Genomic DNA, 26,647 nt, shown 5'->3' on the forward strand with positions numbered 1-26,647 from the left:
CCATGCCCTTCGTTCGTACAGTCGGCCTTTGTAGCGCACTGCTGATTCCCTTGTTCAGCGGACAAGCCCTCGCCGACCAGGCGACCCATCAGGCGCGTGCCGAACAGTTCCTGGAACTGGTCAATGCCGATCGCCTGTCCGTGCCGGTCTATGCCCAGGTCCAGCAGATGTTTGCCGAACGCTTCGCCCAGGCCGGTGCGCCGGAAGACAAGCGCGCCTTGTTGGAGCGCTATCAATCCCAGGCCGACGCTGCGCTGGATCAGGCGATCGGCTGGGAAAAGGTCAAGCCGGATCTGGTCACGCTCTACACCGAGGCGTTTACCGAACAGGAGCTGGGGGAACTGAACGCCTTCTACCAATCCGATCTGGGGCGCAAGATGCTCAGCCGCCTGCCGCAACTCAACGCCCGCTCGGCGCAGGTGACCCAGGCCAAGCTGGAGAGTGCGGTACCGCAGGTAAACAAGCTGCTGGCCGACATGACCGCCGAACTCGCCCCCAACAAGCCCTGACGGAGCATGCCTGCGATGAGCAAACTCGCAACCATCGAAACCACCCTGAACACCACCTTGGCCCCCGTGTATCTGCAGGTGCTCGACGAAAGTCACATGCACAGCCGCGGGCAGGAAACCCACTACAAGGCCGTGATCGTCAGCGAGCAGTTTGCCGGGCTGAACCCGGTCAAGCGTCACCAGAAGGCCTACGCGGCGATGGGCGACCTGATGCAGCAGATCCACGCCCTGGCCCTGCACACCTACACGCCGGCCGAATGGGCCGAGCAGGGCAGCGCACCGGACTCGCCGACTTGCAGGGGCGGGAGCAAACACGATCTGTGAGGGTGACTGCGGGGCGGCTCAACGGGCAGGCTGGCCGCTAAGCCTTGAGTAGGGTGCCTTCGGCTTGCTCCTGCCTTTTGCTAGAATCCGCGCCCGGCCATATGGCCGGTTTTCTTTTCTCAGTCCGCCCTTTGCGTGGGTGACTACTGCAGGATGTTTCCATGACTCAGAAGATCGTCGTTGCGGCGCTCTATAAATTCGTTTCGCTGCCCGGCTACGTGGCGCTGCGGGAGCCGTTGCTCGCGCTGCTCGAAGCCAATGGCATCAAGGGCACCTTGCTGCTTGCCGAAGAAGGCATCAACGGTACGGTATCCGGCAGCCGCGCAGCCATCGATGCGCTGCTCGCCTGGTTCGGTCAGGATCCACGCCTGGCCGATATCGACCACAAGGAGTCGTACTGCGACGAGCAACCCTTCTACCGCACCAAGGTGAAGCTGAAGAAGGAAATCGTCACCCTCGGTGTGCCAGGGGTGGACCCCAACCAGCGCGTCGGTACCTATGTCGAACCGCAGGACTGGAACGCGCTGATCGATGACCCCGAAGTGTTGCTGATCGATACCCGCAACGATTACGAGGTCGCCATCGGCACCTTCGACGGGGCGATCGACCCGCAGACCAAATCGTTCCGCGAGTTTCCCGATTACATCAAGGCGCACTACGATCCGGCCCGGCACAAGAAGGTCGCGATGTTCTGCACCGGCGGCATCCGTTGCGAGAAGGCCTCCAGCTACATGCTCGGGGAAGGCTTCGAAGAGGTCTATCACCTCAAGGGCGGCATCCTCAAGTACCTGGAAGAGGTGCCCAAGGAGCAGAGCCGCTGGAAGGGCGACTGCTTCGTCTTCGACAACCGGGTGACGGTCCGTCACGACCTCAGCGAGGGCGATTTCGACCAGTGCCATGCCTGCCGCTCACCCGTGTCCGCGCAGGACCGCCAGTCGGAACACTATGTGCCCGGCATCAGTTGCCCGCACTGCTGGAATACGCTCAGCGAAAAGACCCGCACCAGCGCGCGCGAGCGTCAGAAGCAGATCGAGCTTGCGCTCAAGCGCAATCAGCCGCACCCGATCGGCTACAACTATCGCAAGCAGGACGCCTGATCCCACCCCTTCCTACCGGAGCCGCCATGAGCACTCGACTGATCTACGTGATGGACCCGATGTGCTCATGGTGCTGGGGATTTGCCCCGGTCGTCGAGGCACTCATGGCACAGGCCGGTTCGTTGGGTGTGCGCACCGATCTGGTCGTGGGTGGCCTGCGGCACGAGCTCACCGCGATGGATCAGGCCGGCCGCGACCGCACCGCGTCCTATTGGCATGCGGTGCATGAGGCGACCGGGCAGCCGTTCAATTTCGCCGCCGGTTTGCCCGAAGGACTGGTGTATGACACCGAGCCGGCCTGTCGAGCGCTGGTTGCCGCCCGCCGACTCGATCCGCCGTCCGCCTGGCGCTTGGCCGGCCTGATCCAGCGGGCGTTCTATGTGGAAGGGCGCAACGTGACCTTGCCGCCCGAACTGCTCGAGCTGGCCGAAGCGGCGGGCATTCCGCGAATCGAGTTCTCCGAACAGTTCAGCTCGCAACCGGCGCGCGACGAAACCGCCGCGGATTTCGAGTGGGCGCGCAACCTCGGCATCGCAGGCTTCCCGACCCTGCTGGCCGAGTACGCGGGGCAGCTCGCCCTGGTCACCAATGGCTACCAGCCGCTCGATGCCCTGGCGCCGTTGCTCGCCCGTTGGCTGGAGCACAACCTGGATGCCTGATCAGCTCAGCTGGGCGGAAATCCGTCGCATCGCGCTGCGCCATCGCCGGTCGCTGATACTGGCCAATCTGGTGGCGGTGCTGGCCACGCTGTGCAGCGTGCCGATCCCCTTGCTGCTGCCGCTGCTTGTTGACGAAGTGCTGTTGGGGCAGGGCGACACGGCGCTGCGCGTGATGGACCGTTTCCTGCCGGTGGGCTTGCAGACGGCGATCGGCTACATCGCCCTGATGCTCTGCGTGACGCTGCTGCTCCGAGCGTCAGCGCTGGTCTTCAACGTGTTGCAGGCGCGGCTGTTCGCGCGTTTATCGAAGGACCTCGTCTACCGCGTACGCATCCGGTTGATCGAGCGGCTCAAGCGCATCTCGCTGAGCGAGTATGAAAGCCTCGGTGGCGGTACGGTCGCGGCGCATCTGGTCACCGATCTGGAGACCATCGACAAATTCATTGGCGAGACGCTGAGCCGGCTGCTCGTGGCCTTGCTGTCGATCGCCGGTACCGCCGCGATCCTGATCTGGATGCACTGGCAACTGGCGCTGCTGATCCTGTTGTTCAATCCGCTGGTCATCTACGCCACGGTGCAGCTGGGCAAGCGCGTCAAGCACCTCAAGAAGCTCGAGAACGACAGCACTTCGCTGTTCACCCAGGCACTCACCGAAACGCTCGACGCCATTCAGGAAGTGCGCGCCGGCAATCGCCAGGGTTTTTTCCTCGGTCGCCTCGGCCTGCGCGCGCGGGAAGTACGCGACCATGCGGTGGCCTCGCAGTGGAAGACCGATGCCTCCAATCGCGCCAGCGGCCTGCTGTTCCAGTTCGGCATCGACATCTTCCGTGCCGCGGCGATGCTCACGGTACTGCTCTCGGACCTCTCGATCGGCCAGATGCTCGCCGTGTTCAGCTATCTCTGGTTCATGATCGGCCCCGTCGAACAACTGCTGAACCTGCAGTACGCCTACTACGCCGCCGGTGGGGCGCTGGGCCGCATCAATCAGTTGCTGGCGCGCGCGGATGAGCCGCAGTACGCCGGCGGACAGGATCCCTTTGCCGGGCGTGACACCGTCGAGATCGAAGTGCGCAACCTCTGCTTCTCCTACCAGGACGAGCCTGTGCTCGAGGGGCTGGACCTGCGGATCGAGGCTGGCGAGAAAGTCGCGATCGTCGGCGCCAGCGGGGGCGGCAAGAGTACTCTGGTGCAACTGCTGCTGGGGCTCTATCAGCCTCAGGCCGGGCAGATTCGCTTCGGTGGGGTGCCTTTGCAGGACATCGGCCTGGGCACCGTGCGCGACAACGTCGCCGTGGTGCTGCAGCATCCGGCGCTGTTCAACGACAGCGTTCGCGCCAATCTGCTGATGGGGCGCGAACGCGACGATCAGGCCTGCTGGCATGCGCTGGAAATCGCCCAGTTGGCCGATACCATTCGACAACTGCCCGCCGGGCTGGACAGCATCGTCGGCCGTTCCGGGGTCCGTCTTTCCGGGGGGCAGCGGCAACGTCTGGCCGTGGCACGCATGGTGCTGGCCGAGCCGAAGGTCGTGATCCTCGACGAAGCCACCTCGGCGCTGGACGCGGCGACGGAGTACGCCCTTCACCAGGGGTTGAATCGGTTCCTGCAGGGGCGTACCACCCTGATCATTGCCCACCGCCTGTCGGCAGTGAAGCAGGCCGACCGGGTGCTGGTGTTCGATGCCGGGCGCATCGCCGAGCAGGGCGATCACCAACAGCTGATTGCCGACGGCGGGCTCTACGCCAGGCTTTACGGGCATCTCCAGCAACATTGAGCCTCGCCTGACGCCAGGATTCATATGGCGCACCGGCCTCCTTGTACTGCGTGCTGGCAATTCGTCATCAAAGCTTGATTAAATTCGTCTGAATTCGCGTTCAACTTTCGTCGTCGCCTGCCGACTTCCATGGGTGCGCCTCCCTCAAGCTAGGAATTTCAGATGCAGTCCCTCGATCTCTTCGCCAACCTGTCCGTCGGCAAGAAGCTGTTGTTCGGCTTCGCCATGGTCCTGTTGCTGACCCTGGGTGTCGCTGGCACCGGTTTCTATGCGGTGGACTCGATCCTCTCGCGTTCGTACCAGACCAATCAGCTGTCGCGCATCAATGCGGCGATCCTTGAAGCCCGCGGGCTGGAGCGCGACTATGCGTTGAACCGTAACGAGGCTTCCGCCAATGCCTTGCGCAGCACCCTGGAGCTGCTCAACCAGGAGGTCGACGAGCTCGCCGAGCGCTCCGCCGAGCATGAACAGGAGTTGCTGCAGCGGATTCGTGGCGATGCCGCCGAATATGCCAAAGAATTCACCGAATACGGCCAGCTGATCGACCGTGGCGCCCAGTTGCGCGAGCGCATGGCCGAGGCGGCGCAGAAGAGCCGCGAAGAGTTCGAATACATCGAACTGGACATGTACGACGCCGTACGGGTGCTGCGCCTGGAAGGCGACCGGCTCAAGGGCAGCGATCCGCTGACCATCGCCGAGGCGGCCTCGGGCCTGACGAAGAAGATTCTCGACCTGCGCACCTTCGAAAGCGTGTTCATCGGCAACAATTCCGAAGAGGCCGTGAACAGCTGGAACGAAGCCTACCAGGACGTGACCACCATCGGCAGCAGCCTGAAGACCTGGCTCAACGACGAGCAGAAGACCACCATGGATGGCGCGCTCGCCGCCCTGGCCAGCTACAAGCAGGCCTTTGATGAGTTCCGCAACAGCCGCGCCTCGCGCATTGCCCTGGAAAAGGACATGGTCGACCAGGCCCAACGCATCCTTGATACCGCCGACGAAGCCCTGGCCGATGCCTCTGAAGCCATGCAGGCCCAGCGCAGCAACGCCTACATGCTGTTGGCGGTCATCAGCCTTCTGGCGGTGGCCATCGGCATCGCTGCGGCAACCGTCATCTCGCGCATGATTGTCGTGCCGCTGCGCTATACCGTTCAGCTGGCGCAGCGCGTCGCCGACGGTGACCTGACCCAGTCGCAGAAGGTCAGCCGGCGCGATGAACTCGGCCAGCTGCAGCAGGCCATGTATGGCATGACCGACAGCCTACGCGGCCTGATCGGCCGGATCGGCGGCAGCGTCAGCCAGATCGCGACCGCGGCCGAGCAACTGTCGGCCGTAACTGCGCAAACCAGTGCTGGCGTGCAGAAACAGCGCGTCGAGACCGAGCAGGTCGCCACGGCCATGCACGAGATGGCTGCCACGGTTCAGGAGGTCGCGCAGAACGCCGAGCAGGCGTCTTTCGCAGCGCGAGAAGCTGACCAGCAGGCACGTCAGGGTGATCGCGTGGTTCAGGAGGCGATCGGCCAGATCGGCAACCTGTCCGGCGAAGTCGAGCACTCGGCGCATGCCATCGAAGAGCTGAACACCGAGAGCGGTCGTATTGGGACCGTGCTCGAGGTGATCCGCGCCGTCGCCGAGCAGACCAACCTGCTTGCGCTGAACGCCGCGATCGAAGCGGCACGTGCCGGAGAGCAAGGCCGCGGTTTCGCCGTGGTCGCCGACGAAGTGCGTGCCCTGGCGCGCCGCACCCACGACTCGACCGAAGAAATCGAGGGGCTCATCGGCAATCTGCAGCGCGTGGCGCAGAAGGCCGTCGAGCAGATGCAGACCAGCCGCGACCTGACGCAGCACACCGTCGAGCTGGCCAACGAGGCGGGCAGCGCGCTGGGCCGCATCACCGAGTCGGTGTCGACCATCGAGCAGATGAACCAGCAAATCGCCGCGGCGGCCGAGCAGCAGAGCGCGGTTGCCGAAAACATCTCCGAGAGCGTGACCCGAGTGCGCGATATCGGCGAGCAGAGCGCCAGCGGTAGCGAGCAGACCGCTGCCGCCAGTGCCGAGCTGGCGCGCCTGGGGGTCGAACTGCAGGGTCTGGTGGCGCGCTTCCGCACCTGATGTGCCTCTGCCTGAGGGCACGCCTGGGGAGGCGCGCCCTCGCGGCGAGGCGAAATAGGCTGCGGCACAAAGCGTTCGCCCACGGCGGCAGGGCATCCACAAGACGATCCGTCATTGGGCAATCCGCGGCCGCGGCCCTGCCTGTCATCCAGCGACCTGAACTCCAGCGAGACTCCACGGCTCTAGACATTAACGCGGCCTGTGCCGTACGTGCTGGAGAGCCTCGCTTGAACTCCTTGTCGCTTGCTTGTATCAGCCCCGCCGGGGCATTCCCTTCATGAAGACCTCGGTGTCGGCTGCCGGTGAGTCCCGGCTTAAGCAGGCGATTACCGGTCCCGCACTGTTTCTCTTCATTCTCGGCGATGTACTGGGCGCCGGTGTCTATGCCCTGGTCGGCAAGATTGCGGGGGAGGCTGGCGGCGCGGTCTGGGTTCCGCTGCTGGTCGCGCTGGGGTTCGCGATGCTCACCGCGGCGTCATACGCCGAACTGGTTACCAAGTACCCGAAGGCCGGCGGTGCGGCGGTATTCGCCGAGCGTGCCTTTGGCATCCCGCTGCTGTCGTTTCTGGTTGGCTTCAGCATGCTGGCAGCCGGGGTCACCAGCGCCGCGGGCCTTTCGCTGGCCTTTGCCGGCGACTATCTGAGCGCCTTTCTCGACACGCCAGCGGTGCCTACGGCGCTGGTCTTCCTGACGATCGTCGCGTTGCTCAATGCACGTGGCATCCGGGAGTCGCTGGGCGCGAATGCCGTCATGACGGTGATCGAGGTATCCGGCCTGCTGTTCGTGGTGCTGCTGGCGGCCCGCTTCCTGATGAGCGGGGCGGGCGAGCCGGCGCGAGTGCTCGAGTTCGCGCCGGATGTTTCGCCGGCCATCGCCGTTCTGGGAGCGGCGCTCATCGCCTTCTATTCCTTCGTCGGGTTCGAGGTTTCGGCGAATGTCGCGGAAGAGGTGCGCAATGTGCAGCGCAACTACCCACGGGCGCTGTTCGGCGCGCTGCTGGTGGCGGGGCTGGTTTACGTGGGTGTCGGCATGGCCGCGACGGCGGTCCTGCCGCCGGCGGTGCTGGCCGAGTCCTCGGCGCCGCTGCTCGATGTGGTGCGTGCGACCGGCTACCGCGTGCCGGACTGGCTGTTTGCGGCGGTGGCACTGGTCGCGGTCGCCAACGGCGCGCTCCTGACCATGATCATGTCGAGCCGCCTCGCCTACGGGATGGCGGACGAAGGCCTGCTGCCGACCTTCCTCACTCGTGTACTGCCCGAGCGCCGCACGCCTTGGCTGGCGATCCTCGTCACGACGCTGCTGGCCATGGTGCTTACCGTGACGGGAACCCTGCGGGCTCTGGCCGAGACGGTAGTGCTCCTGTTGCTGTTCGTGTTCATGGCGACCAACGTGGCCGTGTTGATGCTGCGCAGGGACAGGGTCGCCACGCCGCACTTCCGTACGCCGACGGCGCTGCCGGTGCTGGCGATCCTGTCGTGTCTGTTGCTGCTGTCTCAGCAAAGTGCCGGCACCTGGTTGCGTGCGGCGCTGCTGATGGGGCTGGGGGCGCTGCTGTACGGCCTGGGGCGCTGGCAGACGCGCCGTGGCCGTTAGCGTCTGTTCAGTTCGGCTGCCCATTCGGCCAGAGGGAGAGGCGGCTGTTGGCCCCAGATGCGCCGCCAGATCTGCTTGAGACGGTCCAGATCGCCGCGTTCGGCTGGCAGGCGCTCCACGAAGGGGATCAGCCTCCAGTGCTCGCTGTTTCGTTCGGCCATCGGAAAGCGGAAGGGATGAAAGCCGGTCATGCCCAGGCGCAGGTCGGTCACCAACAGGCGACCGTCTATCTCGTCGTAGCGCATCACGCCGCCGGTGAACCAGGTCAGCCGAGCATGCTGCGGTGACTCGCTGAGCACGCTCGCCAACGCCGTGCCGCGGGGGATTCGCACCAGTTGCGGTGGCTGGCGGTCGAACCAGCTGACCAGCGCTTCGTGATAGTCATCGCCCTCGATGACGATGACCCGCCAGAGCAGGCTGTTGAACGGGGTCGGCGTGCTGAACAGCTGTTCGGCCTGGATGCCCTGGTCGGCCAGAACGGTTTCGACGCGCCGTTCCGCCATCTGCTTGCCCGCCAGAGTGGTCGCCAGGTACAGCGTCGAGACGGAGAGGGCGGCTATGGCAAGGGTTTGCCGACGCCCCTGCAGCCCCGCGAACGCGCCGATGAGCACCGCGAGCAAGAGCGGGACGCTGTACAACGGGTCGATGATGAAGACGCTCGACCAGGCCACCGGCGGCGTGGTGAGCGGCCAGAACAGCTGCGTGCCGTAGCTGGTGAAGCTGTCGAGCAGCACATGGGTGATGAGCACCAGCCAGACGGTCAACAGCAGCCGGTTCGAACTGTAGCGCGGGTCGGGTCGCAGGCGTCGCGTCAGCCAGGTCAGCACGACGGCGACGAGGCTGAGGACGAATAGCGAATGGCTGAAGCCGCGGTGGTGGGTCATGTTGGCGATGGCATCGCCAAAGTCGAGGACGACATCGAGGTCCGGCAGCGTGCCGAGTGCCGCACCGTAGAGCAGCGCCTTCCGACCCTGCCAGCGCCCCAGTAGGGAGGCCTGGACGGTGGCGCCGAGAAGGGCCTGAGTGATCGAATCCATGTTGGGTTCCGTCTGTTGCGAGCGAATACAGTAGCCGAACCGGTTCGCTTGCCGCCCCGGCAAATCTTGAGAAAACGTGTCGGATGCGTCGTGCAGTCGTCGGGCTCGCCATCCAGTCACTTATGACGCAGCATGGCCGCCTGCCACTTGCGAGAGAACCGATGCTCGAGATTTCCAACAGCGTGCAGCTTCCCGATGCGGAGGTGGAGCTGAACCCTATCCGGGCCCAGGGCGCCGGCGGGCAGAACGTGAACAAGGTGTCGAGTGCGATGCACCTGCGCTTCGACATTCGGGCCTCGTCCCTCCCTGATTTCTACAAGGATCGCCTACTGGCGCTGCGCGACAGCCGCATCACCGGCGACGGCGTGATCGTCATCAAGGCGCAGCAATACCGCACTCAGGAGCAGAACCGGGCCGATGCCCTGGCGCGCCTGGTGACGTTGATCCGCAGCGTGGCGAAGGTGGAGAAGGCCAGGCGACCGACCCGTCCGACGCTGGGCTCCAAGACCCGGCGTCTGGAAGGCAAGAACAAGCGTGCTGTCATCAAGGCCGGGCGCGGCAAGGTCGATTACTGACACCGGCCGGCGACGAAGCCGGCCGGTTACTGAACACCAGCGGTTGCGCCCGAATCAATGCGTGCCGGTGCGTGGCTGGGCGAGCACCTCGTCGCCCTCTCGCGGGGTCTGGCCCTGGTCGAGAATGTCCGCTTCGGCGACTTCGCCTTCCGGGGTGTCGGGCATCAGCTCCAACACGGTCGGGCTGGTTCGCAGCATGGGGGTGAAGTGACCATGTGGCTCGGTGACCAGGTCGAAGACCCGCCGCGAGCGGAAGTACGAGTAGAGCGCGAGGAAGGCCAGCGTCACGGCGAAGAATACCGGCAGCGCCTTGGGCCCGAAAAAGCTCATCAGGCCACCGGCCACGACCGGGCCGAAGGCAGCACCGAAGCCGTTGGCGAGCAGCAAGCCACTGGAGCCCGAGAGAATTTCATCCGGGTGCAGCTGGTCGACCATCTGCGCCACGGCAATGGAGTAGATCGAAAAGGCCAGGCCGCCCCAGAGAAACATCATGCCCAGCAGCAGCGGGCCGGAGGTGAGCGGCGTCATCACCGCGCCGAGCACCGCGCCGATGCCGACCACCCAGAGCAATACCAGGCGGCGGTCATGCTTGTCGGAAAACAGACCGATCGGCCATTGCAGCACGGCCCCGCCGAGGATGGTCACGCTCATCAGCAGGCCGACCCCGGAAGCATCGAAGCCGCTTTGCGAGGCGTAGACCGGTGCCAGGCCCCAGAAGCCACCAAGCGTCAGGCCGGAAATGCCCGCTGCCATCAATGGCAGCGGCGCGATGCGCGCCAGTTGCAGGAGGTCGGTGGGGGGCATGTCCGGTTGGGCGGGTTGTGCCTGGCGGGTCAGGGTGATCGGCATCAGCGCGGCGCTGATCAGGATGGCGGCCAGGGCGAACAGGGTGAAATTCATCGGGCTGTCCAGGCTCAGCAGTTGCTGGGCCGCGGCCAGGGCGCCGAGGTTGACGGCCATGTACACCGCGAATACCTGTCCGCGCTTCTCCCCGCTGACCTGTGCGTTGAGCCAGCTCTCGATCACCATGTACAGCGTCACCAGGGCGATACCGTACATCACCCTCAGCACCAGCCAGACCCAGGGGTTGACGATGATCACGTGCAACAGCGCCGCCACCGAGGCCAGGGCAGCATAGAAGGCGAAGGTACGAATGTGCCCGACCCGGCGGATCAGTGAGGGGGCGAGCCAGGTTCCGACCAGGAAGCCGGCGAAGTAGCCGGACATGAGCAGGCCGATCAGGCCGGTGGAGTACCCCTCGGCGACGCCGCGCAAGGTGAGCAATGTGTTGAGCAGGCCGTGGCCGAGCAGGAGCAATGCCACGCCGCCCAGCAGGGAACTGATGGGGGCTATCAAGGACTTCATGACGAACAACCCTAAGCAAGTAGTACGGTGATGGCAACCCGCCCTTGTCCTGATCGGTTGCCGATTTGCGCGCGGCGGGCCAGGACGAGCCGGTGTGGGCGATGCGCCTCGTTGGGGCTTGCCCGTTGCTGCTTGGGCAGTTTTTCCCGGTCAGGATTCCGCAGCCGACGTTTTTTCCAGGGGCGGGTGATGGTTGATTGCGCCGTTGAGCCGTTCCACCGCGGCGTCGATGGCGTCCCGGTCGGGTTGTTGGCTGATGCTGTCCATCGCCTGGTTGAGGACGGCCTGGGCATGGGCCAGCAGGACGGCTTCGGTCTCAGGTCCCGGCTCGCAGAACAGCAGGTTCTTGTAGCACTGCAGCAGGCTGAGGACGATCTGCGTATCCGCCCCGCCGTAGTGGCGCGGCGGCCCCAGTACGGCCAGCAGCATCTGCTCCAGATCCAGTTCCCTGAAAAACAGGCGAGGGGGTTGCTCGGGCTCGCAGGCCACGTCGAACTCGGGCAGCTTCAGGCGTTCTGCGAACAGCACGCCAAGCATGTCGATGGCCTTGATCGCTGTTCCCGGGTCGTTAATGCCAGGGCTCAGCGCCTTGGCGGCGATTTCGGTGATCTGCTTGAAGCCGAAGAAGTAGTGCTGGTTGGCGTACTCCTCGATGTAGAAGTCGAAGGCATCGAGCAGCGTCTCGATCACCTCGTCGTCGACTTCGCGGCTCAGCCGGAAGAGGGGGTGGCCGGGCATCACGAAAAAGCCATTGTGGACCTCGATGGTCATGTGCAGGTCGTGCTCGGCGAGCAACCCCTTGGCCGCTTCGCTGTTGAAGGCCTTGAAGTAGCCGGCACGGGTCGAGCGCACCACGTGCCAGCCGGTGTCATCCGGCCAGCGCGGCGCTTCGCTCAGGCTGTTGAACCTGTCCTGCATCTGCTTCAGCTCCTTGAGAGTCCGCTTGAACAGGTTGTTGAGGATGAAATCCACCTGGATCGATTGCGAGATCTCACGGATGAAGCTGATGAACAGGCAGAGGCTGATGATGCCCAGGCCCAGCGCGAGGAAGATGCCGAGGCTGGGAACGTTGATGTCGTCGCCTTCCTGAATGGTCAGGATCAGCAGCAGCGAATCGATGATGGTGCCCAGGTAGATCCCCAGGATGAACTGGTGGTTGCGGCTGCTGATCAGGCTGGGGATGACACGCGGCGAGAGTGTCGAGGACGCCGCGTTGAGCACCACCATCACCATGCTGAAACTGAACACCATCAGCGAGACGATGCCGCCGACCAGGGTCCCGAGGATCAGGCGAGCGTTTTCGGCATTGTTGACCAGGCCGAGCTTGAGGTCCTCCTTGTAGGCCTGCAGGTAGGTCATCTCCAGCCAGATGCTGACGAGACACAGCAGCACCAGGCCGAGTGTGATCAGTGCCGGGTAGAAGGCGATGCTGCTGATGATGCGCTGGTAAAAGCGAAACAGGCGATTGTTCGGTGTGGCCATGCGAGCGTCCGGTTGGCGGGGGCGTAGGGGTTTCGGCAGTGGCGGCGCGCAAATGTTCGTGGTGCAACGGTTCAAGTGCTTCCCGGCACGAGCGCGGCGATCAGCGCGCGCACGCTGCCGGGCAAGGCGTCGAGCTCGCGGACCAGCACGCTGCGTTCGCGGATGGCCCAGGGTTCGTCCAGTTCGACCAGCGCCAGGCGCATCGTGCGGCTGTGCCGTCTGGCGGCCGACTCGGGAATGATGCCGATGCCGACCCCGGCCTCGATCATGCGGCAGACGGCCTCGAAGCTCGACAGCTGGATGCGCAGCGACAGCGTCGCGCCGAGCTTGTCGACCTGGTCCCGCAGGAAGGTCAGCAGGGTGCTGCCCTCGTGCAGGCCGATGTGCTGGTAGGCCAGCGTGCGCCCCAGATCGACGCGCGGCTCGCTTGCCAGGGGGTGATCGACCGGCACGGCCAGCACCAGCCGATCAGTGCTGAAGTGCAGCACTTCCAGCCCTTGCGCCTGCACCGGACCGGCAATGATGCCCAGATCCGTACTGCCGTCGAGTACGCCACGGACGATGTCGCGGCTCAGGCGCTCCTGGAGATCGACGGTCACGCCCGGCCGCTGCGCGAGAAAGCCGGCGAGGATTTCGGGGAGAAATTCGGTGACGGCCGTGGTGTTGGCGAAGATGCGGATGTGCCCGGCCGAGTCGGCGCCATAGCGCGTGAATTCGCCCTTGAGGTAATCGACCTGCCGCAGGACGAGGCGCGCGTGCTGCAGCAGTTTCTTGCCGGCCGGCGTCAGTTCCACCCCACGGCTGTCGCGGTACAGCAACCGGCTGTCCAGCTGGGCTTCCAGGGCCTTGATGCGCGCACTGGCAGCCGCCGGTGAAAGGTGTGCACGGCGCGCGCCCTGGGTCAGGCTCGGGCTTTCGGCAACGTGGATGAACAGGCGCAGGTCGGCTAGATCGAAGTGCATGGCAGGGCTCGGTGAGCGTGGTGGCGTTCAGCATAGCCGAACGCCGGGGTCGGTAAATGCAAATTCCCAGAATGCGGAGCCCGGCGCATGCTGGCAAAAACAACTCAGCCGGAAGCCGCAATGACCGACGTTACCGCCTGGATAGGCCGCACCGAAGAAGCTCATGATCAGCTGAGCCGCAACCTCCTGATGCGCATTGCCGCGACGCTGGGCGAGCCCACGCCGGCCCATGGCGAGGCGCTGCCGCCGCTCTGGCAGTGGTGCTTCTTCCAGGAGCCGCTGCCCGAGAAGGGGCTGGGCGAGGACGGCCACCCGGCACGCGGAGGCTTCCTGCCTCCGGCGGACAACCGTAATCGCATGTGGGCCGGCGGGCGCGTCGAGTTCATCGAGCCTCTGGTGTCCGGCGCCGAGGCGACACGTGTGTCGACCATCAAGCACATCGAAGAAAAGCGCGGGCATACGGGTGCGCTCCTCTTCGTGACCGTGCAGCACGAGTACCTGCAGGACGGACGCCTGGCCGTGCGCGAAGAGCAGGACATCGTCTATCGCGAGCCGAGCCCGCCGAAGACCCGCAGCGACGAGCCGATGGTCGCTGGCGGTTGGCGCGAGGCGGTGACACCCACGCCGACGCTGCTGTTCCGTTATTCGGCGGTCATCTTCAATGGTCACCGCATCCATTACGACTGGCCCTACGTCACCGAGACCGAGGGCTATGCCGGCCTGGTCGTTCACGGCCCGCTGATCGCCACCTTGAACCTGCGTGCTTTCTGTCGCGCCAATCCCGACGCCCGCCTGCGCCGCTTCGCCTACCGCGGCCTGCGCCCGCTGGTGGTGCCCCATCCGTTCGAAGTGGGGGGGCGCATCGTGGCGCCGGGCAAGGCCGAACTCTGGGCCGGCGACCACAACGGTCTGGCGCAGAAAGCCGAAGTGGAATTCGACTGAGGTGTATGGCGGGACACCGCCCCCTCACCCTAACCCTCTCCCCAAGGGGGCGAGGGGACTGCATCTGCGGGGTGGTCAGGGGCGAAGGTGATAGTCGTCCCGCGGAAAAATTCTGGTGAGACTCAAGCTGAGTGCGCTACCAGGCAGTCCAGCCAAACGCGAATGCAGCCCCCTCTCCCGGAGGGAGAGGGCTGGGGTGAGGGGGAGAGGCAAGCCACTCGACATCACCCGTTTTCTGAGGAACCGAGATGAACCCGAACAAGACCGAAGAGCTGAGCTTCATCCGCGAAGGCGTGCGCGCCCTCTGCGCCGAATTTCCCGCCGAATACTGGCGCAAGATCGATGAGGAAAAGGGCTTCCCGGAAGCCTTCGTTACCGCCATGACCGAGGCCGGCTGGCTGTCGGCGATGATCCCGGAAGAATACGGCGGGTCCGGCCTGGGTCTGGCGGAGGCTTCGGTGATTCTCGAGGAGGTCAACCGTTGCGGCGGTAATTCCGGGACCATCCATGGGCAGATGTACAACATGTTCACCCTGCTCAGAAACGGCAGCGAGGAGCAGAAGCGCTACTACCTGCCGAAGCTGGCGAGCGGCGAGCTGCGCCTGCAGTCCATGGGCGTCACCGAGCCGACCACCGGCACCGACACCACCAAGATCAAGACCACCGCCGTGCGCCAGGGCGACAAGTACGTCATCAACGGGCAGAAGGTGTGGATCTCGCGCATCCAGCACTCGGACCTGATGATCCTGCTGGCACGCACCACGCCGCTGGCCGAGGTGCAGCGCAAGTCCGAGGGCATGTCGATCTTCCTCGTCGACCTGCGCGAGGCCATCGGCAACGGCCTGACCGTGCAGCCGATCGCCAACATGGTCAACCACGAGACCAACGAGCTGTTCTTCGACAACCTGGAGATTCCCGCCAGTAGCCTGATTGGCGAGGAGGGCAAGGGCTTTCGCTACATCCTCGACGGTCTGAATGCCGAGCGCACGCTGATCGCCGCCGAGTGCATCGGCGATGGCCGCTGGTTCGTCGAGAAGTCCGCGCAGTATGCCCGCGACCGTGTGGTATTCGGCCGGCCCATCGGGCAGAACCAAGGCGTGCAGTTCCCCATCGCCGAAGCGCATATCGAGATCGAGGCCGCGGACCTGATGCGCTGGCGCGCCTGCGACGAGTATGACGCCGGGCGCAATGCCGGGGCGGCCGCCAACATGGCCAAGTACCTGGCGGCCAAGGCCAGCTGGGAGGCGGCCAACGCCTGCCTGCAGACCCACGGCGGCTTCGGCTTCGCCAACGAATACGACGTCGAGCGCAAGTTCCGCGAGACGCGGCTGTACCAGGTGGCGCCGATCTCCACCAACCTGATCCTGTCATACGTGGCCGAGCACTTGCTCGAGCTGCCGCGTTCGTTTTAACGGAGCCAGACGTAGGGTGGAAACGGCGAAGCCTTTTCCACGCATCGAACAGGCGACACGGGTGGTGGAAATGCTCGCGATTTCCACCCCTACGAAAAAGGGAAGTGCGTCATGAATATCAGCCATCTCGACCACCTGGTGCTGACCGTCGCCGACCTCGAGGCAACGATCGACTTCTACACCCGCGTGCTCGGCATGCAGGCGGTGACCTTCGGCGAAGGGCGCAAGGCGCTGGCCTTCGGCAACCAGAAGATCAACCTGCACCAGGCCGGGCGCGAATTCGAGCCCAAGGCCGATCGGCCGACGCCGGGTTCGGCGGACCTCTGCTTCATCGTTGCCACACCGCTGGCCGAGGTGATCGCCCACCTCCAGGCGCAGCAGGTCGCCATCGTCGAAGGTCCGGTGCAACGCACCGGCGCGACCGGACCGATCCGCTCGGTGTACCTGCGCGACCCCGACCAGAACCTCATCGAACTGTCCAATCCGTTTGAGAATCCGCTGGAGCCCAACGCATGAGCCAGCACACCCGTGCCCTGACCGAATTCCTCGCCGGGCTTGCCTACGAGCAGATCCCCGAACCGGTGCTGGCCCGCACCGAAGACCTCTTTCTCGACTGGCTCGGCTCAGCCCTGGCCAGCGCCGGCTCGCATCCGATTCCGCTGTTCGAGCGTTACGCGCAGAAGATGGGCCCGGCCAACGGGCCGGCGCGCATTCTGGTCAACGGCCAGAGCAGCTCGGCCTATTTCGCCGCGCTGGTGAATGCCGCCAGCTCGCACCTGGTGGAGCAGGACGACCTGCACAACAGCTCCGTGCTGCACCCGGCCACCGTGGTGTTTCCCGCTGCGCTGGCGGCGGCGCAGGATCTCGGCAAGTCCGGCCGCGAGATGCTGGTGGCCTCGGTGGCCGGCTACGAGGCGGGCATCCGCATCGGCGAGTTCCTCGGCCGCTCGCATTACCGCATCTTCCACACCACCGCGACGGTCGGCACCCTGGCCGCGGCAGTGGCCGTTGGCAAGCTGATGGATTTCGACCAGCAGCAGTTCACCCATCTGCTCGGCAGCGCCGGTACGCAAGCGGCGGGGCTGTGGGAGTTTCTCCGTGACGCGGCGGACTCCAAGCAGCTGCACACCGCCAAGGCGGCTGCCGATGGCCTGCTCGCCGCCTACCTGACCGCCGATGGCCTGACCGGCGCGCAAGACATCCTCGAAGGCGAGCAGGGCATGGCCGCGGGCATGTCCCGCGATGCCGAGCCGAGCAAGCTGTCCGACCGGCTCGGCAGCCGCTGGGCGCTGGCGGAAACCTCGTTCAAGTTCCACGCCTCCTGCCGGCATACCCACCCGGCGGCCGATGCGCTGCTGGCGCTGATGCAGCGCGAAGGGCTCGGGGCCGATGACATCGCCTCGGTCACCACCCGCGTGCACCAGGGCGCGATCGACGTGCTCGGCCGCGTGACGGTGCCGCAGACGGTGCATCAAGCCAAGTTCTCAATGGGCACCGTGCTGGGGCTGATCGCCCTGTACGGCAAGGCCGGCCTGACCGAATTCCACAGTCTTGCGCTCAGCGACCCGCGCGTCGGCGAGTTCCGCGAGAAGGTCTCGATGACGCTCGATCCCGAGGTGGACGGCGCCTACCCGGCACGCTGGCTCGGTCGCGTCGAAGTGACCACCGCCGATGGCCGCACGCTGCACGGCGCCATCGACGAGCCGAAGGGCGACCCGGGCAACACGCTGAGCCGCGCCGAGCTGGAGGACAAGTTCCGCCGCCTGGTGCAGTTCTCCGCGGCGCGCAGCGATGACCAGGCGGGCGCGCTGATCGAGACGGTCTGGCGCCTGCGCGAGCTGCAGCGGCTGGACGCGCTGGCCTGAACGTAGCGTGGATGGCGGCGAAGCCTCATCCACCAAAGTGGCGCCAGAGCCTCAGGGGCTGGAACAAACGCGTGGAAATGGCTTCGCCGATTTCCACCCTACGCCGAATTTGCAGGAACCGAACATGAACGACACCCAAGTCAAACCCCGCCCACTCGATGGCATCACCGTGGTCAGTCTCGAGCACGCCATCGCCGCGCCGTTTTGCACGCGCCAGCTGGCCGACCTCGGCGCACGGGTGATCAAGATCGAGCGGCCCGGTGCCGGGGATTTCGCCCGCGGCTACGACGAGCGGGTCGATGGGCTGGCCTCGCATTTCGTCTGGACCAACCGCTCCAAGGAAAGCCTGAGCCTGGACGTGAAGCAGGAAGCCGCTGCCCAGGTCCTTGACCAGCTCTTGGCCAAGGCCGACGTGCTGGTGCAGAACCTGGCGCCGGGCGCCGCCGCGCGCATGGGGCTCTCCTTCGAGGCGCTGCACGAGCGCTTCCCGCGACTGATCGTCTGCGACATTTCCGGCTACGGCGAGGGCGGCCCCTACGAGCAGAAGAAGGCCTACGACCTGCTGATCCAGAGCGAGGGCGGCTTTCTCTCCGTCACCGGCGGGCCGGGTGAGACCGAGATGGCCAAGGCCGGCTGCTCCATCGCCGATATCGCCGCGGGCATGTACGCCTACACCGGCGTGCTCTCGGCGCTGATGCTGCGCGATAAGACGGGCGAGGGCAGCCGCGTCGACGTTTCCATGCTCGAAAGCCTGGTGGAGTGGATGGGCTACCCGTTGTACTACGCCTACAAGGGCGCGACGCCGCCGCCGCGTGCCGGCGCCGCCCACGCCACCATCTACCCTTACGGCCCGTTCCCTACCGGCGACGGCGGCACGGTGATGCTCGGCCTGCAGAACGAGCGCGAGTGGTTGGCGTTCTGCGACAAGGTGCTGCTGCAGCCGGAACTGGCGCAGGACGAGCGCTTTTCGAGCAACGCCCGGCGGTCGGAGCATCGCACCGAATTGCGTGCGCTCATCGTCGAGGCGTTCAGCCACCTGAGCGCCGAGGAGGTGATCGCCCGGCTGGATGCTGCGCCCATCGCCAATGCGCATGTCAACGACATGGCCGGTGTCTGGGCGCATCCGCAGCTCAAGGCCCGCCAGCGCTGGAGCGAGGTGGACAGCCCGACCGGTCGCCTGCCTGCGCTGCTGCCGCCGGGGCGCAACAGTGCCTTCGCCCCGCGCATGGACCCGATCCCCGCACTGGGCCAGCACACCGACAGCCTGCTGGCCGAGCTGGGTTATGCAACCGAGGATATCCGCCGACTGCATGACCAGGGGGCGGTGTGAGCCGCCCGACCGGTCACCGCCTCGCGCTGCTTTGCACGGCAAGCCGGCGGGCGACCCGTTGCCGCGTTGCGCGGCGACACCGTCTGGCCGCACGCAGGCTTGCGCCTGGATGCCCGGCAATACCGGGCGCGGCTGCGTCCACAGATCAGAAGGGAGCGCCATGAACACAGGCACCATTCGCACGGCACTTTTCGTCCCGGCAACCCGTCCCGAGCGGATTCCCAAGGCGCTGGCCAGCGGCGCCGATGCGGTCATCGTCGACCTGGAAGATGCCGTTGCCGAACCCCTCAAGGCGCAGGCGCGCGAGCAGCTCGACAGCCTGCTCGCCAGCGATGCGCAAGCCCGCGTGCTCGTACGCATCAATGCGGCTGGGCACGTCCAGCAGGCCGAAGACCTGAAGCTCTGCGCGGCGCGCGCCGGCGTCATCGGCGTATTGCTGCCCAAGGCTGAAAGCGCGGCGCAGGTGGCCGTCGCCGCGGCGTCCGGCAAACCCGTCTGGCCGATCATCGAAAGCGCGCGTGGGCTGGCTGCGCTGGGTGACATTGCGGCCGCCGATGGGGTCGAGCGGCTGTCCTTCGGTGCGCTTGACCTGGGCCTGGATCTGGGGCTGGCCAGCGGTACCGCCGCGGCGGAGCGGATACTCGACCAGGCCCGTTACGGCCTCTTGCTGCAGTCGCGCCTGGCCGGTCTCGCGGCGCCGCTCGATAGCGTCTTCCCCGATATCAAGAATCTGCCGGGACTTGCCCGGTTCGCCGCCGATGCTCGCGACATGGGCTTCGGCGGGGTGCTCTGTATTCATCCCAGCCAGGTGGCTGTGGTGCACGAAACGCTGATGCCCAGCGTCGACGAACTGGCCTGGGCGCAACGCGTCCTCAGCGCCGGTGCGTCCGGCGAGGGGGTCTTCGTGGTGGACGGAGAAATGGTCGATGCGCCCGTCATCGGCCGTGCCCGTCGCCTGCTGCAACGTGCCGGGCAAGCGGTCCCCTGACCGCCCACACCGCCCGCCAACGTACCAACCGACAAAAACAAGAGGGGTACTTTCATGCTGAGCAACACATTCAAGGCGATCGCCTGCGCGCTTTCGCTGTCCATCGCCGGGCTCGTCCAGGCGGAGCCCATCACCATCAAGTTCTCGCACGTGGTGGCGGATAACACACCGAAGGGGCAGGGTGCCCTGCTGTTCAAGAAGCTGGCCGAAGAGCGCCTGCCGGGCAAGGTCACGGTCGAGGTCTACCCGAACTCGTCGCTGTTCGGCGACGGCAAGGAAATGGAGGCCTTGCTGATCGGCGACGTGCACATGCTGGCGCCCTCGCTGGCCAAGTTCGAGCATTACGCCAAGCCCATCCAGATATTCGACCTGCCGTTCCTGTTCGACGACCTGGCCGCGGCCGATCGCTTTCAGAGCAGCCCGCAAGGGAAGGCGCTGCTCACCTCGATGGAAGACAAGAACATCACCGGGCTGGCCTACTGGCACAACGGTACCAAGCAGATGTCGGCCAACAAGCCGCTGCGCGAACCCAAGGATGCCCGCGGATTGAAGTTCCGCGTGCAGGCCTCGCAGGTGCTGGAGGAACAGTTCAAGGCCGTGCGTGCCAACCCGCGCAAGATGAGCTTTGCAGAGGTCTATCAGGGCCTGCAGACCGGCGTGGTCAATGGCACCGAGAACACCTGGTCGAACTATGAAAGCCAGAAGGTGCACGAGGTGCAGAAGTACATCACCGAGTCCGACCATGGCCTGATCGATTACATGGTGATCACCAACACCCAGTTCTGGCGCGGCCTGCCCGAGGACGTTCGCAGCGAGCTGGAAAAGATCATGGGCGAGGTGACGGTCGAGGTGAACCGCCAGGCCGACGAACTCAACCAGAAGGCCAAGCGCGCCATCGCCGAATCCGGCAAGACCGAGATCATCGAGCTGACCCCGGAGCAGCGCGCCGAATGGCGTGAGGCGATGCGGCCGGTGTGGACGAAGTTCGAGGGCGAGATCGGGGCTGATCTGATCCAGGCAGCTGAAGCGGCGAACCAGCGCTGATTCGCCAGGTGCCCGGCCTCGCGCCGGGCATCTGTGGCCGTGGTGCGGAACGCTGCGGGCTAGTAGGTCATGCCGGCGTTGAGCATCAGCATCAGGTCATCGTTGCCCGTTTCGTTGTTGTAATCCTCGATGCGCAGCAAGCTGCCCTTGAAGGTGATCGCCCAGACCGGCAGGTCGTAGCGGAAGAACATCTCGTACTCCATGTGATGGCCGTTTGCGTCCAGGTTCAGGTCGACCCGGTTCCAGACGACGCTGTTGTCCCGGTTCAGACCGGTCGGCAATGTGGTCGAGAGCCTGCCCTCCCTCAGCCGCAGGGGTTGGTAGGCGAGGGCGCCCAGCTGCCAGCCGGAAGCCGGCCGGCCGATGATGCCGAGGGTAAAGCTGTCGCTGTTCAGGCGTCCGGCGTCCATCCAGCCAGAGCTGGCGAGCCGCGTCCGACCCCGGTTGTACCGTCCGTAAAGCTGCCAATCGTCATTCAACGGCAGCGCCAGGTTCAGGCCGCTGAATAGCGTCCGCGCCTGCGCGTCGCCGAACAGACCCTCGCTTTGCGTACCGAGCAGGCGGTCTGCTTCGTTCAACACGCCCAGCTGCACGCTGGCGGCCAGGCCTGACGGCGCGACGTAGCCCCATTCGGTCTGCACGCTCTGTTGCAACGCGGAGGCCTTGCGCTCGGCGAAGTGCTGCGGCGCCTTGCCCGCCTGGATCTGCAGGCCACCCTGCCATCCCTTGCCCAGTTGCCAGTGCATGCCGGCGCCGCTGGCTTGCTCGTCCAGGCTCAGGTAAGGGTTGCCGAAGGCGCGTGTCAGGCTGGCGTATTTCAACGTCGGAGCCAGGCTCTGCAGGCCCTGGTTCCAAGACGGGTCGGTATTGAAGCTGGCGCTCAGTGATAGATCGGACCCCAAGGGTTGCCAGGCCTGGACTTCGCCAAGCGCCCCGAGTCCGCTGCCTTCGCTGCCAGTCGTATAGTCCAGGCGCAGGCCACCTTCGATGGTCAGGGACTGTGTGCGGTATTCCTGATCGAAGCGCGCCAGGTAGCCGTCTGTGTCGAGGCGGGTGCGTTCGGCCTGGGTGTTGGCACTGAGGATGGTGCCGCTGTACACGAAAGGCGCATCCAGGCTGTCCTTCAAGACCAGGCTGACCTTGGCGAGCGAGTCGCGGATCGCGCTGCCCATCGCGGAGCTTTCCGACAGCACTGCAGCGCTGAAGGGCACGATCCGCCCGCTGCTGGTTTCGATCATCAGCGCGCCGATCGGCTGGGTGGCCGCATTCAGGTCCATCAGGCCCTGGCCATAGACTGCCTGGTTGGAATAGGGCCCGGTCTTGCTGGCCGAGACCAGCAGTCGCTCGACGATCTGCTCGGGGCTGAGGGTCGGGAAGCGATCCATCAACAGGGCAACACCGCCGCTGACCTGCGGCGCGGCGATGGACGTGCCGGCGACCCACTGCGGCTGGCCATCGGCGCTGACATCGACCACGACCTGCCCGGGCGCGGCGATGCACCAGGCCGCCGCGTCCCCGCAGCGGTTCGAGTAGCTGGAAATGCTGCCCGCCGACTCGCCGAGGTTGTCCACCGCCACCACGGCCAGCCATTGCCCCTGCAGCCCTGGAACCAGAACCGGCAATGCGGCGAGTGAACTCGGCTGGCTGTCGCCACTGTTGCCAGCCGCCCAGACATACACGATGCCGGCATCCACGCCCTGCTGGTAGATCGGCCCGAAGTGATCGCGTACCCAGGCGCCGCCGTCGGCGTTGTCCTCGATGCGCGACGTGCCGCCGCCTTTGCGTGTCAGGCTCCAGCTGTTGTTGGAGACACGCGCGCCGTACTGGATCTCCCGGGCCACCTGGTCGCGGTCGCTCAGCGCGCCGGAGCCGAGCACTCGAATGGGCAGCAGCTTGGCGTCATAGGCGACGCCGTGCACGGCCGAGTCGTTCTTCTCCGCCGCCAGTGCCTTGGCGACCGCGGTGCCGTGGGTGCCGGTATCGGACATCCGCTCGCCACCGTCGGTGACGTAATCGCCGCCAGGGGCGATCTGGTTGCGAAGCTCCGGGGCGTCGATATCGACTCCGGTGTCCTTCACGGCGACGACCACACCTTCGCCCGTGGCGCCGCGGGCGTAGGCATAGTCGGCACCGAGTATCGAGAGATGATTGGCGCGGTTGAATTCGGCCGTCCGGAAGTCATCCGGCACGGCAAGCCGGGGCGGCTCAGGTACGGGATCGGGCTGAGGATCCGGTTCAGGGGTCGGATCGGGGGTCGGGTCTGGGCTCGGTTCTGGATCGGGTGTCGAGGGCGGTGTGGGTTCCGGACTCGGTGTTGGTGTCGGCTCCGGTTCAGGTGTCGGTTTGGCGCTGTCCTGAGGTGCAGGTCGGTCGCTCCCCGAGTCGCGGTGGGCGGCCAGTACGGCCGTGCCCGCCACGGTGCTTGCGGCGATCAGGCCACGGCCCCGCGGTGTCTGGAACCAGGCCAGGCGTTCCTGCTCGTTGGCCTTGGCAATGTCCGCCAGGAGCGCCTGCCGTTCCGGGCTCGCCTGCTGGGCCAGGTATTGCACGAGCGTGCTGCGGTACTCGGGGAAAATCTCCAGCGCGGGCTCGACCTGCAAACGCAGCAGGGAATCCGGCAGCTCGTACAAGCGAACGAACTCTTGCTGGATCTCCGGCATCAGTTCCGCCGGGGGCAGCGGCGTTCCATAGGCCGACGTGCAGATACACAGACCGAGCAGCGTCCTGCGGGTGAGCCTGAGGCCGAGATTGAGGTTCGATCTGTTGCGCTTGCTCATCGGTGCCGATCCCTTGCTTCTTGTCATTGCGCTGAAGGAAGCAACCGATGCGCCATATTGTTGGCATGAGCGTTTGGTGGAGTCGGTTTTGTGACGCGGGGCGCGGGCGGGATGGCGGGAAGGTGAAGGGGTTAACGAAGCCGACCCTTGGGCTGGGCTCCGTCGGAGAAGGGGCGTGCGAGGCGGGCTGACGCGTTTGGTCAGTTTGTTTGCCGTCGGGTCAACTCGACGTACAGGCGGCCGCCGCCAATCAGGCGGCTTCGGATTCGTTCGCAAGCCCGGTTCGCGCTTGGGGCAGGCCTACCCGCAAGAGCGGGTCTTGCGAGAAGGCGGCGCCGAAGGGGCGTGGCGAAGGGCTCCGGTTAGCTCCGCGCCTGAGTCGCCTTCGCAAGCGCTTCAACCCTCCATCCATGCAGGTTTCGGATAGCGCCGGTCCGACGTGCCTGCCTTGAGCACGGCGCCCGGCACGTCGTGGCCGACCAGTAGCGGCAGGTCGGCGGCGCATTGCAGCAGGCGGTCCAGGTCGACCCCCGTGTCGAGCCCCATGCGCTGGAACATGTGCACCAAATCTTCGGTGCAGATGTTGCCGCTGGCACCCGGCGCGTAAGGACAGCCGCCGAGGCCGCCGAGCGAGGCGTCGAAACGGTCGATGCCGGCGTTGAGTGCGGCCAGGGCGTTAGCCAGGCCCATCCCGCGGGTATTGTGGAAGTGCGCCGTGAACACCGCCTCTGGCCAGCGGCGCAGCGCGTCTCGGCAGAGGCGCTCGACTTGCGCCGGGTCGGCCATGCCCGTGGTGTCGCAAAGGGTCACGCCTTGCACGCCGATATCCAGCAACTGCTGCACCAGCGCCATGACCCGGGCAGGCGGGACCTCGCCTTCGAACGGGCAGCCAAAGGCCGTCGACAACGAGGCGTTGACGAACACCGGGCTGCCACGGGTGACCTCGATGATCGCCTTGAACTGCTCCAGCGATTGCTCGGGCGTCATGCGCAGGTTGGCCAGGCCGTGGGTGTCGCTGGCCGACATCACCAGGTTGATCTCGTCCACCTCGCAGGCCAGGGCGCGCTCGCAGCCCTTCACGTTTGGCACCAGCACGGTGTACTCGACGCCTGGCACCCGGCGGATACCGCGCATGACCTCTTCGGCGTCGCGCAGGTTGGGAATGGCCTTGGGCGAGGTGAAGGAGGTGACTTCGATCTTCGCCAATCCCGTTTCGGAAAGGCGGTCGATCAGCGCGATCTTGTCCTCGGTGGGCACGAAGGCCGGCTCGATCTGGAAGCCGTCGCGGGTGGCGACATCCTGGATATACAGGCGTTTGTTCATAACTGAATCCTGGGTTTCGTAGGGTGGATGACGCTTCATCCATCCACCTTTTCGGTTGCCTCGGAGGCGGACACGCTTCGCGTTGTCCAGCCTGCGTGGCGTTCAGATGATCCCGCGCTCGCGCAGGCCCTGGCGTTGCTCGTCGGTGAGACCGAGCCCGGCCAGCACGTCGTCGGTGTGCTCGCCCAGGTCCGGGCCGCCGTGGCCGATGCGACCCGGCGTGCGGCTGAGCTTGGGCAGCACCCCTGGCACCTTCAGTGGGCCGGCGCTGGTCTCGACCTGCTCGATCATCTGTCGCGCCAGGTAGTGAGGGTCTTTCACGATGTCGGCGGCGTTGTAGGGGTAGCCGGCCGGGACGCGTGCGGCCTTGAGCGCTTCGATGACCTGGTCGCGGCTGTGCCTGATCGTCCATTCGCCGATCGCGGCATCGATCAGGTCGGCGTGCTGCGCGCGGCCGTCGTTGTGGGCGAAACGAGGGTCGTCGGCAAGGTCCTGACGCTCGATCAGCTGCATCAGGCGCCGGTAGATGCTGTCGCCGTTGCCGGCGATGAGCACGTAGGTGCCGTCGTTGCAGCGATAGGAGTTGGACGGCGTGATACCGGGCAGGGCGCTGCCGGCCGGCTCGCGGATATAGCCGAAGGCATCGTACTCGGGCACCAGGCTTTCCATCATGGCGAACACCGATTCGTAAAGCGCGACGTCGATCTCCTGGCCCTTGCCGCTGCGGTTGCGCTCCTGTAACGCCAGCAGCACACCGATCACGCCATGCAGCGAGGACAGCGAATCGCCGATGCTCACGCCGACCCGCACCGGCGGCTGCCCCGGGTAGCCGGACAGATGGCGCAGGCCGCCCATGGCCTCACCGATCACGCCAAAGCCTGGCAGGTCGCGATAGGGGCCGGTCTGGCCATAGCCGGAGATGCGCAGCATGATCAGCCGCGGGTTGAGGCGCGACAGCTCCTCCCAACCCAGACCCCAGCCCTCGAGGGTGCCGGGGCGGAAGTTCTCGACCAGCACGTCGGCGTCGGCGACCAGCTTGCGGACGATCTCCTGACCCTCCGGCGCCTTCAGGTCGAGCGTCACGGACTGCTTGTTGCGCGATTGCACGTGCCACCAGAGCGAGGTGCCGTTCTTCAGCTTGCGCCACTTGCGCAGCGGGTCGCCGATGCCCGGCGGTTCGATCTTGATCACCTGGGCGCCGAATTCGCCCAGCATCTTGCTGGCGAAGGGGCCGGCGATCAGCTGGCCCATCTCGATGACCTTGAGGCCTTGCAGCGGCATGCTGTCTTCGTTCTTCTGGTTCATCACAACACCTGTGCCGGTAGCTCTGTGGGACGCAGGATGACCGAGCGCGCGCCAACGGACAATTATTCGATAACCAAGCGTGGCTTCGCCTATCGCGAAGGCAGAAATCAAGATGTCGCCACGCGTAAGGCAGTTTATGGTTGGCGCTTCGCCAGTCACGAACAGGGAGCA

At 65.6% G+C, this 26,647-nt stretch carries 22 protein-coding genes; 15 read left to right on the forward strand and 7 right to left on the reverse strand.

The window, feature by feature from the left end:
* Window positions 1–2 precede the first annotated feature (2 nt).
* The 7 genes from MST27_RS13855 to MST27_RS13885 all read left to right on the forward strand — a co-directional run bounded on the left by MST27_RS13855 (window position 3) and on the right by MST27_RS13885 (window position 8,069).
* Window positions 3–509: a DUF2059 domain-containing protein gene (locus MST27_RS13855; RefSeq protein ID WP_243606527.1), complete on the forward strand. Its 507-nt coding sequence runs from the start codon at window positions 3–5 to the stop codon at window positions 507–509.
* A gap of 15 nt (window positions 510–524) precedes the next feature.
* On the forward strand, window positions 525–833 hold the full coding sequence (locus MST27_RS13860; RefSeq protein ID WP_243606528.1) for a BolA family protein: 309 nt from the start codon (window positions 525–527) through the stop codon (window positions 831–833).
* Between the two features lie 161 nt (window positions 834–994).
* Window positions 995–1,930: an oxygen-dependent tRNA uridine(34) hydroxylase TrhO gene (gene trhO, locus MST27_RS13865; protein WP_243606529.1), complete on the forward strand. Its 936-nt coding sequence runs from the start codon at window positions 995–997 to the stop codon at window positions 1,928–1,930.
* A 26-nt stretch (window positions 1,931–1,956) separates the two neighbouring features.
* Entirely contained in the window at window positions 1,957–2,589 is a 633-nt protein-coding gene (locus MST27_RS13870) for a DsbA family protein (protein ID WP_243606530.1), read from the forward strand.
* Window positions 2,582–4,363: an ABC transporter ATP-binding protein gene (locus MST27_RS13875; RefSeq protein ID WP_243606531.1), complete on the forward strand. Its 1,782-nt coding sequence runs from the start codon at window positions 2,582–2,584 to the stop codon at window positions 4,361–4,363. Before MST27_RS13870 ends, MST27_RS13875 begins: the two co-directional genes overlap by 8 nt.
* A gap of 162 nt (window positions 4,364–4,525) precedes the next feature.
* Complete coding sequence (locus MST27_RS22795; protein WP_243606532.1) at window positions 4,526–6,475, forward strand: HAMP domain-containing methyl-accepting chemotaxis protein; 1,950 nt, start codon at window positions 4,526–4,528, stop codon at window positions 6,473–6,475.
* Window positions 6,476–6,752: 277 nt separating this feature from the next.
* Window positions 6,753–8,069, forward strand: a complete 1,317-nt coding sequence (locus tag MST27_RS13885) for an APC family permease (RefSeq protein ID WP_243606533.1) — start codon at window positions 6,753–6,755, stop codon at window positions 8,067–8,069.
* Here MST27_RS13885 and MST27_RS13890 read toward each other — a convergent pair.
* Window positions 8,066–9,106 (reverse strand): metal-dependent hydrolase, encoded by a 1,041-nt coding sequence (locus MST27_RS13890; protein WP_243606534.1) that lies wholly within the window; start codon window positions 9,104–9,106, stop codon window positions 8,066–8,068. The genes MST27_RS13885 and MST27_RS13890 overlap by 4 nt on opposite strands.
* 161 nt (window positions 9,107–9,267) lie before the next feature.
* Between MST27_RS13890 and arfB the strand changes: the two genes are divergently transcribed.
* The gene (gene arfB, locus MST27_RS13895; protein ID WP_243606535.1) at window positions 9,268–9,681 is read left to right on the forward strand and encodes an alternative ribosome rescue aminoacyl-tRNA hydrolase ArfB; all 414 of its coding nucleotides are present in this window, start codon (window positions 9,268–9,270) and stop codon (window positions 9,679–9,681) included.
* A gap of 54 nt (window positions 9,682–9,735) precedes the next feature.
* On the opposite strand, the gene MST27_RS13900 is transcribed toward arfB, so the two are convergent.
* The 3 genes from MST27_RS13900 to MST27_RS13910 form a co-directional block, all read right to left on the reverse strand.
* The gene (locus tag MST27_RS13900) at window positions 9,736–11,046 is read right to left on the reverse strand and encodes an MFS transporter (protein ID WP_243606536.1); all 1,311 of its coding nucleotides are present in this window, start codon (window positions 11,044–11,046) and stop codon (window positions 9,736–9,738) included.
* Window positions 11,047–11,196: 150 nt separating this feature from the next.
* A complete protein-coding gene (locus MST27_RS13905; protein ID WP_243606537.1) occupies window positions 11,197–12,528 on the reverse strand; it encodes a DUF2254 domain-containing protein in 1,332 nt (443 codons plus the stop codon).
* A 71-nt stretch (window positions 12,529–12,599) separates the two neighbouring features.
* A complete protein-coding gene (locus tag MST27_RS13910; RefSeq protein ID WP_243606538.1) occupies window positions 12,600–13,490 on the reverse strand; it encodes a LysR family transcriptional regulator in 891 nt (296 codons plus the stop codon).
* A gap of 120 nt (window positions 13,491–13,610) precedes the next feature.
* On the opposite strand from MST27_RS13910, the gene MST27_RS13915 reads away from it, so the two are divergent.
* The 7 genes from MST27_RS13915 (at window position 13,611) to dctP (ending at window position 21,071) form a co-directional block, all read left to right on the forward strand.
* On the forward strand, window positions 13,611–14,432 hold the full coding sequence (locus tag MST27_RS13915) for an HTD2 family dehydratase (protein ID WP_243606539.1): 822 nt from the start codon (window positions 13,611–13,613) through the stop codon (window positions 14,430–14,432).
* Between the two features lie 248 nt (window positions 14,433–14,680).
* Window positions 14,681–15,844: an acyl-CoA dehydrogenase family protein gene (locus MST27_RS13920; RefSeq protein WP_243606540.1), complete on the forward strand. Its 1,164-nt coding sequence runs from the start codon at window positions 14,681–14,683 to the stop codon at window positions 15,842–15,844.
* Window positions 15,845–15,955: 111 nt separating this feature from the next.
* Window positions 15,956–16,360 carry a VOC family protein gene (locus MST27_RS13925; RefSeq protein ID WP_243606541.1) on the forward strand — a complete coding sequence of 135 codons (405 nt, stop codon included), beginning with the start codon at window positions 15,956–15,958 and terminating at the stop codon, window positions 16,358–16,360.
* Entirely contained in the window at window positions 16,357–17,709 is a 1,353-nt protein-coding gene (locus MST27_RS13930) for an MmgE/PrpD family protein (protein WP_243606542.1), read from the forward strand. Before MST27_RS13925 ends, MST27_RS13930 begins: the two co-directional genes overlap by 4 nt.
* 124 nt (window positions 17,710–17,833) lie before the next feature.
* Window positions 17,834–19,039: a CaiB/BaiF CoA transferase family protein gene (locus tag MST27_RS13935; RefSeq protein ID WP_243606543.1), complete on the forward strand. Its 1,206-nt coding sequence runs from the start codon at window positions 17,834–17,836 to the stop codon at window positions 19,037–19,039.
* 160 nt (window positions 19,040–19,199) lie between these two features.
* Window positions 19,200–20,027 carry an HpcH/HpaI aldolase/citrate lyase family protein gene (locus MST27_RS13940; protein ID WP_243606544.1) on the forward strand — a complete coding sequence of 276 codons (828 nt, stop codon included), beginning with the start codon at window positions 19,200–19,202 and terminating at the stop codon, window positions 20,025–20,027.
* A 54-nt stretch (window positions 20,028–20,081) separates the two neighbouring features.
* Window positions 20,082–21,071, forward strand: coding sequence for a C4-dicarboxylate TRAP substrate-binding protein DctP (gene dctP, locus MST27_RS13945; protein WP_243606545.1), 990 nt, complete (start codon window positions 20,082–20,084; stop codon window positions 21,069–21,071).
* A 59-nt stretch (window positions 21,072–21,130) separates the two neighbouring features.
* On the opposite strand, the gene MST27_RS13950 is transcribed toward dctP, so the two are convergent.
* The 3 genes from MST27_RS13950 to MST27_RS13960 all read right to left on the reverse strand — a co-directional run bounded on the left by MST27_RS13950 (window position 21,131) and on the right by MST27_RS13960 (window position 26,476).
* Window positions 21,131–23,848, reverse strand: coding sequence for a S8 family peptidase (locus tag MST27_RS13950; protein WP_243606546.1), 2,718 nt, complete (start codon window positions 23,846–23,848; stop codon window positions 21,131–21,133).
* 396 nt (window positions 23,849–24,244) lie between these two features.
* On the reverse strand, window positions 24,245–25,171 hold the full coding sequence (locus tag MST27_RS13955; RefSeq protein WP_243606547.1) for a hydroxymethylglutaryl-CoA lyase: 927 nt from the start codon (window positions 25,169–25,171) through the stop codon (window positions 24,245–24,247).
* Between the two features lie 102 nt (window positions 25,172–25,273).
* Entirely contained in the window at window positions 25,274–26,476 is a 1,203-nt protein-coding gene (locus MST27_RS13960) for a CaiB/BaiF CoA transferase family protein (RefSeq protein WP_243606548.1), read from the reverse strand.
* Between the last annotated feature and the right edge of the window lie 171 nt (window positions 26,477–26,647).

This window comes from Stutzerimonas marianensis (assembly GCF_022810315.1).
Lineage (GTDB): Bacteria > Pseudomonadota > Gammaproteobacteria > Pseudomonadales > Pseudomonadaceae > Stutzerimonas > Stutzerimonas marianensis.

Excerpts from the sequence above, each read along its gene's own strand:
- MST27_RS13950 (WP_243606546.1), bottom strand. The coding sequence starts at position 23,848 with ATGAGCAAGCGCAACAGATCGAACCTCAATCTCGGCCTCAGGCTCACC.
- MST27_RS13915 (WP_243606539.1), top strand. The coding sequence starts at position 13,611 with ATGACCGACGTTACCGCCTGGATAGGCCGCACCGAAGAAGCTCATGAT.
- MST27_RS13935 (WP_243606543.1), top strand. The coding sequence starts at position 17,834 with ATGAACGACACCCAAGTCAAACCCCGCCCACTCGATGGCATCACCGTG.
- MST27_RS13955 (WP_243606547.1), bottom strand. The coding sequence starts at position 25,171 with ATGAACAAACGCCTGTATATCCAGGATGTCGCCACCCGCGACGGCTTC.
- MST27_RS13930 (WP_243606542.1), top strand. The coding sequence starts at position 16,357 with ATGAGCCAGCACACCCGTGCCCTGACCGAATTCCTCGCCGGGCTTGCC.
- MST27_RS13905 (WP_243606537.1), bottom strand. The coding sequence starts at position 12,528 with ATGGCCACACCGAACAATCGCCTGTTTCGCTTTTACCAGCGCATCATC.
- MST27_RS13855 (WP_243606527.1), top strand. The coding sequence starts at position 3 with ATGCCCTTCGTTCGTACAGTCGGCCTTTGTAGCGCACTGCTGATTCCC.
- MST27_RS22795 (WP_243606532.1), top strand. The coding sequence starts at position 4,526 with ATGCAGTCCCTCGATCTCTTCGCCAACCTGTCCGTCGGCAAGAAGCTG.
- MST27_RS13875 (WP_243606531.1), top strand. The coding sequence starts at position 2,582 with ATGCCTGATCAGCTCAGCTGGGCGGAAATCCGTCGCATCGCGCTGCGC.
- MST27_RS13960 (WP_243606548.1), bottom strand. The coding sequence starts at position 26,476 with ATGAACCAGAAGAACGAAGACAGCATGCCGCTGCAAGGCCTCAAGGTC.
- MST27_RS13870 (WP_243606530.1), top strand. The coding sequence starts at position 1,957 with ATGAGCACTCGACTGATCTACGTGATGGACCCGATGTGCTCATGGTGC.
- MST27_RS13940 (WP_243606544.1), top strand. The coding sequence starts at position 19,200 with ATGAACACAGGCACCATTCGCACGGCACTTTTCGTCCCGGCAACCCGT.
- MST27_RS13900 (WP_243606536.1), bottom strand. The coding sequence starts at position 11,046 with ATGAAGTCCTTGATAGCCCCCATCAGTTCCCTGCTGGGCGGCGTGGCA.
- MST27_RS13885 (WP_243606533.1), top strand. The coding sequence starts at position 6,753 with ATGAAGACCTCGGTGTCGGCTGCCGGTGAGTCCCGGCTTAAGCAGGCG.
- arfB (WP_243606535.1), top strand. The coding sequence starts at position 9,268 with ATGCTCGAGATTTCCAACAGCGTGCAGCTTCCCGATGCGGAGGTGGAG.
- MST27_RS13925 (WP_243606541.1), top strand. The coding sequence starts at position 15,956 with ATGAATATCAGCCATCTCGACCACCTGGTGCTGACCGTCGCCGACCTC.
- MST27_RS13860 (WP_243606528.1), top strand. The coding sequence starts at position 525 with ATGAGCAAACTCGCAACCATCGAAACCACCCTGAACACCACCTTGGCC.
- MST27_RS13910 (WP_243606538.1), bottom strand. The coding sequence starts at position 13,490 with ATGCACTTCGATCTAGCCGACCTGCGCCTGTTCATCCACGTTGCCGAA.
- trhO (WP_243606529.1), top strand. The coding sequence starts at position 995 with ATGACTCAGAAGATCGTCGTTGCGGCGCTCTATAAATTCGTTTCGCTG.
- MST27_RS13890 (WP_243606534.1), bottom strand. The coding sequence starts at position 9,106 with ATGGATTCGATCACTCAGGCCCTTCTCGGCGCCACCGTCCAGGCCTCC.
- MST27_RS13920 (WP_243606540.1), top strand. The coding sequence starts at position 14,681 with ATGAACCCGAACAAGACCGAAGAGCTGAGCTTCATCCGCGAAGGCGTG.
- dctP (WP_243606545.1), top strand. The coding sequence starts at position 20,082 with ATGCTGAGCAACACATTCAAGGCGATCGCCTGCGCGCTTTCGCTGTCC.